At 72.7% G+C, this 11711-nt stretch carries 12 protein-coding genes; 5 read left to right on the top strand and 7 right to left on the bottom strand.

What is annotated here, in order from left to right; genetic code table 11:
- The first annotated feature begins 151 nt into the window (after positions 1–151).
- Positions 152–562 carry a cupin gene (locus tag AB0316_RS16190; RefSeq protein WP_366274073.1) on the top strand — a complete coding sequence of 137 codons (411 nt, stop codon included), beginning with the start codon at positions 152–154 and terminating at the stop codon, positions 560–562.
- Complete coding sequence (locus AB0316_RS16195; RefSeq protein ID WP_366274074.1) at positions 559–1722, top strand: adenosine deaminase; 1164 nt, start codon at positions 559–561, stop codon at positions 1720–1722. Before AB0316_RS16190 ends, AB0316_RS16195 begins: the two co-directional genes overlap by 4 nt.
- 50 nt (positions 1723–1772) lie before the next feature.
- Here the strand turns inward: AB0316_RS16195 and AB0316_RS16200 are convergent, their stop codons facing one another.
- Genes AB0316_RS16200 through deoC form a run of 4 tightly spaced genes read right to left on the bottom strand, consistent with a single transcriptional unit; the run spans position 1773 to position 5778 of the window.
- Positions 1773–2417: an AAA family ATPase gene (locus AB0316_RS16200; RefSeq protein WP_366274075.1), complete on the bottom strand. Its 645-nt coding sequence runs from the start codon at positions 2415–2417 to the stop codon at positions 1773–1775.
- 3 nt (positions 2418–2420) lie between these two features.
- The gene (locus tag AB0316_RS16205) at positions 2421–3308 is read right to left on the bottom strand and encodes an aldehyde dehydrogenase family protein (RefSeq protein WP_366274076.1); all 888 of its coding nucleotides are present in this window, start codon (positions 3306–3308) and stop codon (positions 2421–2423) included.
- Positions 3305–4789: an aldehyde dehydrogenase family protein gene (locus AB0316_RS16210; RefSeq protein ID WP_366274077.1), complete on the bottom strand. Its 1485-nt coding sequence runs from the start codon at positions 4787–4789 to the stop codon at positions 3305–3307. The genes AB0316_RS16205 and AB0316_RS16210 overlap by 4 nt, the downstream gene beginning before the upstream one ends.
- Before the next feature lie 59 nt (positions 4790–4848).
- The gene (gene deoC, locus AB0316_RS16215) at positions 4849–5778 is read right to left on the bottom strand and encodes a deoxyribose-phosphate aldolase (protein ID WP_366274366.1); all 930 of its coding nucleotides are present in this window, start codon (positions 5776–5778) and stop codon (positions 4849–4851) included.
- A gap of 112 nt (positions 5779–5890) precedes the next feature.
- Here deoC and AB0316_RS16220 point away from each other — a divergent pair, with 112 nt between their 5' ends.
- Positions 5891–6577, top strand: a complete 687-nt coding sequence (locus AB0316_RS16220) for a PH domain-containing protein (RefSeq protein WP_366274078.1) — start codon at positions 5891–5893, stop codon at positions 6575–6577.
- 95 nt (positions 6578–6672) lie between these two features.
- On the opposite strand, the gene AB0316_RS16225 is transcribed toward AB0316_RS16220, so the two are convergent.
- Both AB0316_RS16225 and AB0316_RS16230 read right to left on the bottom strand, forming a co-directional pair.
- Entirely contained in the window at positions 6673–8376 is a 1704-nt protein-coding gene (locus AB0316_RS16225) for a phospho-sugar mutase (RefSeq protein ID WP_366274079.1), read from the bottom strand.
- Positions 8376–9221: a purine-nucleoside phosphorylase gene (locus AB0316_RS16230; protein ID WP_366274080.1), complete on the bottom strand. Its 846-nt coding sequence runs from the start codon at positions 9219–9221 to the stop codon at positions 8376–8378. Before AB0316_RS16230 ends, AB0316_RS16225 begins: the two co-directional genes overlap by 1 nt.
- Positions 9222–9313: 92 nt before the next feature.
- On the opposite strand from AB0316_RS16230, the gene AB0316_RS16235 reads away from it, so the two are divergent.
- A complete protein-coding gene (locus tag AB0316_RS16235) occupies positions 9314–10726 on the top strand; it encodes an NAD(P)H-quinone dehydrogenase (protein ID WP_366274081.1) in 1413 nt (470 codons plus the stop codon).
- A 58-nt stretch (positions 10727–10784) separates the two neighbouring features.
- On the opposite strand, the gene AB0316_RS16240 is transcribed toward AB0316_RS16235, so the two are convergent.
- Positions 10785–11081, bottom strand: a complete 297-nt coding sequence (locus tag AB0316_RS16240) for a hypothetical protein (RefSeq protein ID WP_366274082.1) — start codon at positions 11079–11081, stop codon at positions 10785–10787.
- Between the two features lie 108 nt (positions 11082–11189).
- On the opposite strand from AB0316_RS16240, the gene AB0316_RS16245 reads away from it, so the two are divergent.
- Positions 11190–11681, top strand: a complete 492-nt coding sequence (locus AB0316_RS16245) for an antitoxin (protein WP_366274083.1) — start codon at positions 11190–11192, stop codon at positions 11679–11681.
- Positions 11682–11711 lie beyond the last annotated feature (30 nt).

The following is an 11711-nucleotide window of genomic DNA, read 5'->3' on the forward strand; positions in this document are numbered from 1 at the left end:
ATGGTACTGCACTGGTGACGGTGTGGGAGAGTAGGACGCAGCCGGACACACATTCAGACAACCCCGCCGGGTCACCCGGCGGGGTTGTCGCATTTCCGGACCCTTTTCGCCGCCCTGTTAGCGGTGTGCAGCAGCGGCTAGGGTTGGAGACGTGCCTGAACTCATCGAATCCCCGACTCGCATCCCCGTCCCCGGTGGCAAGGTCATCGACGAGCACGTCGGTGCGGTGAACACGCCCGCGGCTGGCCTGCAGACCTCTGTATCCGTCGCGCGGATGGTCGCTCCGGCCGGGTGGTCCGAGCCGTTCCAGACGCCGGAGTTCGACGAGATCACCGTGGTGCTCTCCGGGACGGTCCTCGTCGACCACGACGGGGGAACCGTGGAGGCGCACGCAGGGCAGACCGTCGTGACCCGTGGTGGGGAGCGCATCCGCTACTCCTGCGGGCCGGAGGGCGCTGAGTACGTCGCCATCTGCCTGCCCGCCTTCAGCCCCGGCACGGTGCACCGTGAGGACGAGGCCGACGAGGCGGCCACGGCCGAGGCAGCGGGCGAGGTCCAGTGAGCGACGAGCTGCCCGCCGACCTCCGACGTGCGCCGAAGGTCCTGCTGCACGACCACCTGGACGGCGGCCTGCGCCCGCAGACGGTGATCGAGCTGGCCGACGCCGTCGGCTACGCCTCGCTGCCGGCCCACGACGCCGACGCCCTCGGCGCCTGGTTCCGCGAGAGTGCCGACTCCGGTTCGCTCCCGCGCTACCTCGAGACGTTCGACCACACCCTGGCCGTGATGCAGACGCGTGAGGGCCTCTTCCGGGTCGCCAGCGAGTGTGCCCAGGACCTGGCGTCCGATGGTGTGGTCTACGCCGAGAGCCGCTACGCGCCGGAACAGCACCTGACGCACGGCCTGACTCTGGAGGGCGTCGTCGAGGCCGTCAACGCGGGCCTGCGAGACGGCGAAGCCAAGGCGGCCGCCGCAGGACACCCCATCCGGGTCACCGCCCTGCTGACGGCCATGCGCCACGCGGCCAACGCCAAGGAGATCGCCCGCCTCGCCATCCGCTACCGCGACGAGGGGGTCTCCGGCTTCGACATCGCGGGGGCCGAGGCCGGCTTCCCTCCCACCCGTCATCTCGACGCGTTCGAGTACCTCCAGCGCGAGAACTTCCACTTCACCATCCATGCGGGGGAGGCCTTCGGCCTGCCGTCGATCTGGGAGGCGATCCAGTGGTGCGGCGCCGACCGCCTCGGTCACGGCGTGCGCATCGTCGACGACATCACCGTGGACGGCTCGCCGTTCTCCGAGTGGCTCGAGGGGCAGACGGACGACCCGCAGGCCCTGACCGCACTCGAGCTGGACCGCGTGCGCCTCGGACGCCTGGCCGCGTACGTTCGGGACAAGCGCATCCCCCTGGAGATGTGCCCGAGCAGCAACCTGCAGACGTCCGCTGCCCTGTCCATCGCCCACCACCCGATTACGCTGCTGCGCCGGCTGCGTTTCCGGGTCACGCTCAACACCGACAACCGGCTGATGAGCGGGACGTCCATGACCCGCGAGGCGACGCTGCTGCGCGACGAGGCGGGCTGGACCCTCGAGGACCTTCGCTGGGTGACGATCAACGCGATGAAGTCGGCCTTCATCCCCTTCGACGAGCGGCTCGCGCTCATCGACGACGTCATCAAGCCCGGCTACGCGACCCTCGTGGAGCAGGCGCCGGTCACCTGACGCGTACGGCCCGCTGCTCCCGGCTCGGCCCTGCCTGGGGCTGGCCGGTCTCAGCCGTGCCGGGGCGCCCCGAGGACGGCCAGCTGCGCCTCTGCCTGGCGGGGGTGCACGCACCGGGCGCCCTGGGCCGTCGCCTCCTCGATGACCCGGGGCTCGTCGCGCCACAGGATCAGGCCGCGACGCACCAGGATGTGCGGCGCCTTCCGCCGTTCCGACAGGTCACGCACGAAGCGCCGCGCGGCGGTCAGGGAGCGGTTCTGCCGGACACACAGCGCGTCCGCGAGCAGCCCCTCGCGGTCGAGCGGCTCGATGAGCCGTCCGGCGAAGAGCCCCTCTGCGAGGATGTGGTCGGTGGGCGCGGCCTCCAGCTCGTGGCGCCCCGTCACCGCGGACGCGCCGATGTCGTAGATCGGCAGCTGCACGGGACCCCCGTCGACGAGCCGGCGCAGCGCGTCCACGGCGGCGTCGGCGTTCCACGAGTCGACGTGGTCCCAGTCCGGGATGCCGAGCGGTGACCGGGGCAGGCGTGGGTCGTGGGCCTCACGGTAGAAGTCGTCGAGGCGCACGACCGGCCAGCCGTGCGTGGCGCTGAGCCGGGCCGAGAGGCGGCTCTTGCCGGCCCCGCTGGGGCCGGTGAGCAGGATGACGCGTCGCCGGTGCCCGTCAGCGACAGGAGCGGCGTCCTCCGGTGCCACCGGTCAGAGGCCCTTGGGGTGCCAGACCGTCTTGGTCTCGACGAACGCGCGGATGCGGTCCAGTCCCGGGTCGGCGGTCCAGTCCGGCTCCACCGGTGCCCCGTCGCGCAGGGTCGGGCGGTACACCCGCTTGAGGTTGCCCGCGGCCTCGGCCTCGAGAGCTGCCCAGTCGACGCCCTCGGCGCCGGCCACGCCGGTGAGGTCGAGGGCGTTGACGTCCCGGTGCGCAGCCAGCCAGGTGGCGACCTCCGCGGTGCGCGCGGTCACGATGTTGACGACGCCGCCGGGGACGTCGGAGGTGGCGAGCACCTCGCCGAAGGTGACCGCCGGCAGGGGCCGGTCCGCCGACGACACGACGACGGCCGTGTTGCCCGTCGCGATCACCGGTGCGACCACGGAGACGAGACCGAGCAGCGAGGAGGCCTGCGGCGCAAGGACGCCCACGACGCCGGTCGGCTCGGGCACGGAGACGTTGAAGAACGGCCCGGCGACCGGGTTGAGGTTGCCGAGCACCTGGGCGATCTTGTCGGTCCACCCGGCGTACCAGACGACGCGGTCGACGGCTGCGTCCACGGCCGCCCCGGCGGCACGCGCCGAGAGGCCCTCGCCCGCGGCGACCTCCTCGACGAACTGGGCACGACGGCCCTCGAGCACCTCGGCGACGCGGTAGAGCACCTGGCCGCGGTTGTACGCCGTGGCACCCGACCACTTGGCCAGCGCGCCCCGGGCGGCGACGACGGCGTCGCGCACGTCCTTGCGCGAACCCATCGAGGCGTTGGCGAGGAACTCGCCCGAGGCCGAGACGACTTCGTAGGAGCGGCCCGACTCGCTGCGGGGGAAGGCCCCGCCGATGTAGAGCTTGTAGGTCTTGCGCACGTCGAGGCGGCTCATCGGGTGGCTCCCGTCAGGGTCGAAGCGGCGGTCGGAGCAGCGGTGGTGACGTAGGCCTCGAGGCCGTGGCGGCCGCCCTCGCGGCCGTAGCCGGACTCCTTGTAGCCACCGAACGGCGACGTCGGGTCGAAGCGGTTGAAGGTGTTGGCCCACACCACCCCGGCGCGCAGCTGGTCGGCCATCCAGAGGATGCGCGAGCCCTTCTCGGTCCACACGCCGGCGGAGAGGCCGTATGCCGTGTTGTTGGCCTTGGCGACCGCCTCCTGGGGCGTGCGGAAGGTCAGCACCGACAGCACCGGGCCGAAGATCTCCTCGGTGGCCACGCGGTGCGTCTGCGAGACGCCGGTGAGCACGGTCGGCGGGAACCAGAAGCCCTTGCCGGGCAGCGCGCACTCGGGGCTCCAGCGCTCCGCGCCCTCGGCCACCCCGGCCTCGACGAGCGAGGTGATGCGCTCGAGCTGGGCGCGGGAGTTGATGGCGCCGAGGTCGGTGTTCTTGTCCATCGGGTCGCCGACGCGCAGCGTCCCGAGGCGGCGCTTGAGCCGCGACACGACCTCGTCGTGGACGTTCTCCTGGACGAGCAGGCGGGACCCGGCGCAGCAGACCTGGCCCTGGTTGAAGAAGATCCCGCCGATGATGCCCTCGACCGCCTGGTCGATGGGGGCGTCGTCGAAGACGATGTTGGCGGCCTTGCCGCCGAGCTCGAGGGTGGCCTTCTTGGACGTGCCGGCGATCGAGCGGGCGATGGCCTTGCCCACCTCGGTGGAGCCGGTGAAGGCGATCTTGTCCACCCCGGCGTGCTCGACCAGGGCCTGGCCGGTTCGGCCGTCACCGGTGACGATGTTGACGACTCCGGCGGGCAGCCCGGCCTGCTGGCACACCTCGGCGAAGAGCAGGGCGCTGAGCGGCGTCGTCTCGGCGGGCTTGAGCACGACCGTGTTGCCGGTCGCGAGTGCGGGCGCGATCTTCCACGCCAGCATGAGCAGCGGGAAGTTCCACGGGATGACCTGCGCGACCACGCCGTGCGGTCGGGGCACGCTGCCACCGGAGGCCGAGAGGCCGGCATACTCCAGCTTGTCGGCCCAGCCGGCGTGGTAGAAGAAGTGCGCCGCCGCGGTCGGCACGTCGACGTCGCGGGTCTCCTTGATCGGCTTGCCGTTGTCGAGCGTCTCGAGCACGGCGAACTCGCGGGCCCGCTCCTGCAGGATGCGCGCGATGCGGAAGAGGTACTTGCCGCGCTCGGCGCCGCTCATCCGGCCCCAGACGCCCTCGAACGCACGGCGGGCGGCCGCCACGGCGCGGTCGACGTCCTCGGCGCCGGCCTGGCTCACCTGCGCGAGCACCGTCTCGTCGGCCGGGTTGATCGTGGGGAAGGTCTCCGCCGGCTCGGTGAAGGCGCCGTCGACGTAGTGGCCGTACGCCTCCTCGATGGTGACGACGGCTCGCGACTCGGGAGCGGGGGCGTACTCGAACGTGGGCATGAAAGTGTCTTTCGTGGCAGTCGTGGCAGGCGCCGTGGCGGTCTCGGTCAGGGCGCTCGTCAGTCGAGCGTCACGTAGTCGGCACCGGAGTAGGCGCCCGTGGTCAGCTTCTGCCGCTGCAGGAGCAGGTCGTTGAGCAGGCTCGAGGCGCCGAAGCGGAACCACTCGGGGGTGAGCCAGTCCTCGCCTGCGACCTCGCTGACCATGACGAGGTACTTGATGGCGTCCTTGGTGGTGCGGATGCCGCCGGCCGGCTTGACACCGACCTGGACGCCGGTGAGCTCGCGCCAGTCGCGCACGGCCTCGAGCATCACGAGGGTGACCGGCAGCGTCGCGGCGGGGGAGACCTTGCCGGTGGAGGTCTTGATGAAGTCGCCGCCCGCCAGCATGGACAGGTAGGACGCGCGCCGGACGTTGTCGTAGGTGACGAGCTCGCCGGTCTCCATGATCACCTTGAGGTGGGCCTCGCCGCAGGCCTGCTTCACCTGGGCGATCTGGTCGAACACCGTGAGGTAGTCGCCCGAGAGGAAGGCGCCGCGGTCGATGACCATGTCGATCTCGTCGGCACCGGCCTCGACGGCGTCGCGGGTGTCGGCTAGCTTCACGGCCATGCTGGCGCGTCCCGACGGGAACGCCGTGGCGACGGCCGCGACGTGGATGCCGCTGTCTCCCAGTGCCTCCCGTGCGGTGGCCACCATGTCGCCGTAGACGCAGATCGCGGCGGGACGCGGCGTGCTCGGGTCGAGGGGGTCGGGCACGAGGGCCTTGGCGCACAGGGACCGCACCTTGCCGACGGTGTCGGAGCCCTCGAGCGTGGTGAGGTCGATCATGCCGATGGCGGTGTCGATGGCCCACGCCTTGCTCGTCGTCTTGATCGAGCGGGTGCCGAGGCCGGCGGCGCGGGCCTCGTTGCCGACCTGGTCGACGCCGGGCAGGCCGTGGAGCCACGAGGTGAGGGCTCGGTTGGTCAGTCGCGAGACCCCGAGCACGTCCCGGGCCTGAGCGGCGACGTCCGAGGCGGTGCGGGTCGTGGTGCTAACGGTCACCACGGGAGTCTATCCACCCTTCGAGACGGGGCCGGACGCGTGAGAGAGTCGGGGGGTGAGCCCAGACGTGTCCCAGCCGCCCGACTCACCCGTGCCGAGCAGCGGCCCCGGCCAGCCCGCGCCGGAGTCCGGCAGGCAGCCTGCACCGCAGCCCCTGCCCGAGCCCCGGACGCTGCGTCCCGGGTCGTCGGTCGCCATCGGCGTCATCGCGGGGCTGGCCGCGCTCGGCCTGCTCGCCTCGGCCCTGCTGTCCGATCCTCGGAGCTGGACGCTCGCCTCCACCGTCGTGCTCGCCCTCGTGCTGCTGTGGCTCTTCGTCGTGCGGCCGTGCGTCGTCATCCACACCGAGGGCATCCGGCTGGTCAACCCGATGCGGGTGGTCGAGCTGACGTGGCCGGTCATCACCGAGGTGCGCTCGCGCTGGGCCCTCGAGCTCGTCGCCGAGGGCCGGCGCTACACCGCCTGGGGCGTGCCGGCCGACCCGGGCCGCCCGCGCTACGGCCGCAGCCTGCTCACCGTCGGGTCCAACAAGGTCCGCGGCAAGGGCACCTCGGAGCTGCCGTCGAAGTCGAAGGTCGAGGCGCAGGTCGTGGCCGCCGAGGTCGAGGAGCGCATCGCGGCCGACCGACGGCGCAAGGACGGCCGTACCCCCCGCATCGCGACCCAGGCCTGGGACCCCGTGTCGGTCGGGCTGCTGCTCGGCGCCCTGGCCGTCTTCGTTCTCGGCACCTTCGTCGCCTGACGCGGGCGTATGCCGTGTGCCGCCGTGATCGGCCGGGTGCGCGGGGTCCCGCCGCGGGCACCCGGCATACGGCGAGGTGCCCGCGGCGACGCGACTCAGAGCGAGGTGAGGCGCTCGAAGTCGGAGCGCACGCGGGCCAGCCGCGTCTCTGCGACCGCACGTGACTCCCCGAGGGAGGCGGCGTCGGCGACGGGCTCGATCACCTCGAGGTAGACCTTGAGCTTGGGCTCGGTGCCGCTGGGGCGCACGATCACGCGCGAGCGGTCCGCGAGGTGGTAGCGCAGGCCCTCGGTGGGCGGCAGGCCACCGTCACCCTTGGCGAGGTCGTCGGTGCGCGACACCTGGACGCCGGCCACCGTGGTCGGCTTCTCGGCGCGCAGGCGCGACATCAGCGTGTCGATCTGCGCGAGGTCCGAGACGCGCACCGAGAAGGAGTCGGTGGCGTGGACCCCGTGCTGGACGGCGAGCTCGTCGAGCAGGTCGGTCAGACGCCGACCCTCGGCCTTGAGCGTCGCGGCCAGCTCGGCAAGCAGCAGGGCCGCGCTGATGCCGTCCTTGTCGCGCACGAGCTGCGGGGCGACGCAGTAGCCGAGCGCCTCCTCGTAGCCGTAGCGCAGGCGGTCGACCCGCGAGATCCACTTGAAGCCGGTCAGCGTCTCCTCGTGGGCGATGCCGGCGCTCTTGGCGATGGAGGCCAGCAGGCGCGAGGACACGATGGAGCAGGCGAAGACGTCCTTGCGCGAGACACCACGACGCACCACGTGGGCACCGAGCAGGGCGCCCACCTCGTCGCCGCGCAGCATCCGCCAGTCGCCGAGCGCCGGGTCGTGGACGGCCGCCGCGCACCGGTCCGCGTCGGGGTCGTTGGCGATGACGAGGTCGCACCCCACGGCCCGGGCCCGTGCCAGGGCGAGGTCGATGGCGCCCTTCTCCTCGGGGTTGGGGAAGGCGACCGTCGGGAAGTCGGGATCGGGCACGGCCTGCTCGTCGACGACGACCGGGGCCGGAAAGCCGGCCCGGACGAAGGCGGAGTGCACGGTGCCGTGGCCGACGCCGTGCAGGCTGGTGTGCACGATGCTCAGGTCGCGCGGGGAGGTGGGGTCGACCACCGTGACCACGGCGTCGACGTAGTCCTGCAGCAGGTTGTCGCCCAGGGTCTCCCAGCCGTCGGCGGCGCGGGGCACGTCGGCCACCCACTGCACCCGCGCGATGTGCGCGGCGATCTGGGCGTCGGCCGGCGGCACGATCTGGCTGCCGTCGCCGAGGTAGACCTTGTAGCCGTTGTCCTGCGGCGGGTTGTGGCTGGCGGTCACCATGACACCGGCGTCGGCGCCGAGGTGGCGGATCGCGAAGGCGAGGACCGGGGTCGGCAGGGGCTGGGGCAGCAGCAGCGCGCGACCGCCGGCCGCGACCACCACCGCCGCCGTGTCGCGCGCGAACACGTCGGAGTTGTAGCGGGCGTCGAAGCCGATGACGACCGTGGGCGCCTCGCCCGCACGTCCCTCGGCCTTGAGGTATGCCGTCAGGCCGGCGGCCGCGCGGATGACCACGCTCCGGTTCATTCGGTTCGGGCCGGCGCCCAGCGCCCCACGCAGCCCGGCGGTGCCGAACTCGAGCAGCCCGGACATCCGGTCCGCGAGGTCGGCGACCGCGTCGGCGTCGCCACCGGCAGCCCGGGTCAGGACGGCGTCGAGCTCGGCGCGGGTGGTCGGGTCGGGGTCGTCGTCGCGCCAGGCCCGCGCTGCGGCATACAGGCCCTCGGCGTCGTCGGTGGGCTGCATGCTCTCGAGGTCGGGCATCACAGGCGCCCCACCACCGCGGCGAGGAGGCGCCCACAGCGCTCTGCCGCGGCCTGGCCGGCCTCGAGCACCTCGGCGTGGCTGAGCGGCTGGTCGGAGATGCCGGCGGCCAGGTTGGTGACGAGCGAGATGCCGAGGACGTCGAGCCCGCACTGGCGTGCGGCGATCGCCTCGAGGGTCGTCGACATGCCGACGAGGTCGCCGCCGAGGACCTTGGCCATCTGCACCTCGGCCGGGGTCTCGTAGTGCGGGCCCCGGAACTGGACGTACACGCCCTCGTCGAGGTCGCCGTCGACCTCACGGGCCAGCTCGCGCAGGCGGGGGGTGTAGAGGTCGGTGAGGTCGACGAAGTTGGCGCCCTCGACGGGGGAGTGCGCCGTCAGGTTGATGTGGTCGCGGATGAGCACGGGGGTGCCGGGGGACCAGGCGGGGTTGAGGCCGCCGCAGCCGTTGGTGAGCACGATCGTCGAGCACCCGGCGGCCGCCGCGGTGCGCACGCCGTGCACCACCGCGCGCACGCCGCGACCCTCGTAGAAGTGGGTCCGCGTGCCGAAGACGAGCGCCCGGCGACCGGTGTCGCCGATGGCGACGGAGCGCATCGTGCCGGAGTGCCCGGCCACCGCGGCGCTGTGGAAGCCCGGCACCTCGGCGTTCTCCACCGTCGCCAGCGTCTCGCCGATGAGGTCGGCGGTCTGCCCCCAGCCCGACCCGAGCACGAGCGCCACGTCGTGGCGCGCAGATCCGGTGCGCTCGGCGATGACGGCCGCGGCCTGCGCGGCGACGTCGAAGGGGTCGGTGGCGGGATCGGTGAGATCGGCGCTGACATCTCGGTGGCTACTGGTCACGCTGAGGACTCTAGCGAGGTCGCTGCGGCCGGAGCGGCCATGCCCTGTCCGGTCCGAGGGGACCGGGTGCCCGTCCCGGCCGTGGTGGTTGGATGGAGCCCGTGATCACGCGCGAGACGTCGGTTGTCATCATCGGCGGGGGCCCCGGTGGCTACGAGGCGGCCCTCGTGGCCGCCCAGCTCGGGGCGCAGGTGACCATCGTCGAGAAGGACGGCCTCGGCGGCGCTGCGGTGCTCACCGACTGCGTCCCCAGCAAGGCCCTCATCGCGACCGCCGACTACATGTCCGACTTCGAGACCGCCTCCCACCTCGGCGTCCGGCTGCAGGACGACGACGGCGACGAGGTCTCCGACGCCGTGGCCCAGGCCCAGACCGTCAACGGGCGCATCCTCGAGCTCGCAGCCGCCCAGAGCGCCGACATCCAGGGCAGCCTCGAGCAGGTCGGCGTCTCCGTGCTCCGTGGCACGGCGCGCCTCGCCCGGCGCGACCTCGTGGTGGCCGAGCTCACCGACGGGACGACGCGGGAGCTGGCCGCTGACGTGGTGCTCCTCGCGACCGGCGCCGCGCCCCGGGTCATGGACACCATGCGCCCCGACGGCGAGCGGATCCTGACCTGGCAGCAGATCTACTCGCTGCGCGAGCTGCCCGAGCGGATCATCGTCATCGGCTCCGGCGTCACCGGTGCCGAGCTCGCCCAGGCCTACCTCGGACTCGGCTCGGAGGTCGTGCTCGTCTCGTCCCGAGACCGGGTGCTGCCGGGGGAGGACGCCGACGCCGCCACGGTCATCGAGGACGTCTTCCGCAAGCGCGGCATGGAGGTCCTGAACAAGTCGCGCGCCGCCTCCGTCGAGCGCACCGCCGACGGCGTCGTGGTCACCCTCGTCGACGGCCGCACCGTGGAGGGCTCCCACGCCCTGCTGGCGGTGGGTTCGGTCCCCAACACCTCTGGGCTGGGTCTCGAGGAGGCCGGCGTCGAGCTGAGCGCCTCCGGGCACATCTCGGTCGACCGGGTCTCGCGCACCAGCGTCGGCGGCGTCTACGCGGCCGGCGACTGCACGGGAGTGCTGCCCCTCGCCTCGGTCGCCGCCATGCAGGGCCGCATCGCCATGTGGCACGCCCTCGGCGACGCGGTGGCGCCGCTCAACGTGCGCGGCGTCGCGGCCAACATCTTCACCGAGCCCGAGATCGCCACCGTCGGCATCAGCCAGAACGCCGCCGACGAGTCCGCCGACATCGAGTGCGTCATGCTGCCCCTCGCCCGCAACCCGCGCGCCAAGATGCAGGGCATCAACGACGGCTTCGTCAAGCTCTTCTGCCGCAAGGTCACCGGCGCCGTCCTCGGCGGCGTCGTCGTCGCACCGAAGGCGTCCGAGCTGATCTTCCCCGTGGCGCTCGCGGTGCAGAACCGTCTGAGCGTCGACCAGGTCTCGAGCACCATCACGGTCTATCCGTCGCTCTCCGGCTCGATTGCGGAGGCCGCCCGACAGCTGCACCAGTCGGACTGAGCCGTACGCGCAGGGCCGACCTCACGGGATACGGCGCGGCTCCGTTGCAACGGGAAGGTCAGCGTGGCTCGTGGCCGGACGGGGGCGCGTCGTCGGACCGGGGTGCGTCCTGATCGTGCCGCTCGAGGTCGTGCCGGTCGAGGTCGTGCCGGTCGAGGTCGCGCCGCTCGAGCTCGTGTCGCTCGAGCTCGGCCTGGCGGTCCTCCTCGGCCCAGCGCTCGCGCCTGCGGCGGGACACGGACTCGCGCAGCTTCTTCTGCAGCGGGTAGACCACCGCGGCCACGATGGCGAGGATGATCAGGTTCTGCACGGGGAAGACGGGCTGCTGGGCCGCAGCTTGGACTGACGCGAGCACCTGACCAGTCTGCCAGAGGGGTAGCGTCGAGCCCGTGGCGGCTTCGTCGTCGCGCCAGGGACGGGGCAGGGCCTCGGTCCTGGGAGGCCCGACCGTGGAGGACACGCAGTGAGCGACTGGATCCAGAAGGCCAAGGACTTCGTCAAGGGTCACCCGGAGCAGGCCGAGCAGGGACTCGACAAGGTCGAGGACCTCCTCAACCAGCGCACCGGCGGCAAGTACGCCGACCAGATCGACCAGGGCGCGGACAAGCTCAAGGAGAGCCTGGGGCTGCCGGGCGACGGTGGCGCCACCATCCCGCCCACGCCCAACCCGGGGCCCGCTCCTACACCGACGCCCGAGCCGGCTCCGACCCCGACGCCCGAGCCCGGGCCGGCTCCGACGCCCGGTCCCGCTCCCGGGGAGCCGATGCCGCCGGTGGACCCGACCGACCCGACCCCGGTCGACCCCACCCTTCCGGGCAGCCCCGGGCCGTCGGAGATCCCGCCGACGGGGGAGCCGGCCGGCGAGCAGGACCTGCCCGGGGTGCCGAACCCGAACGAGCCGGCGCCCGGCTCGGAGCACATCACCCTCGGCGACCCGCCGCCGAACCAGCACTGACCGCCACCGGCCGGCGCGTCGAGCGGCGAC

Source organism: Terrabacter sp. NPDC080008, from assembly GCF_040702505.1.
Classification (GTDB): domain Bacteria; phylum Actinomycetota; class Actinomycetes; order Actinomycetales; family Dermatophilaceae; genus Terrabacter.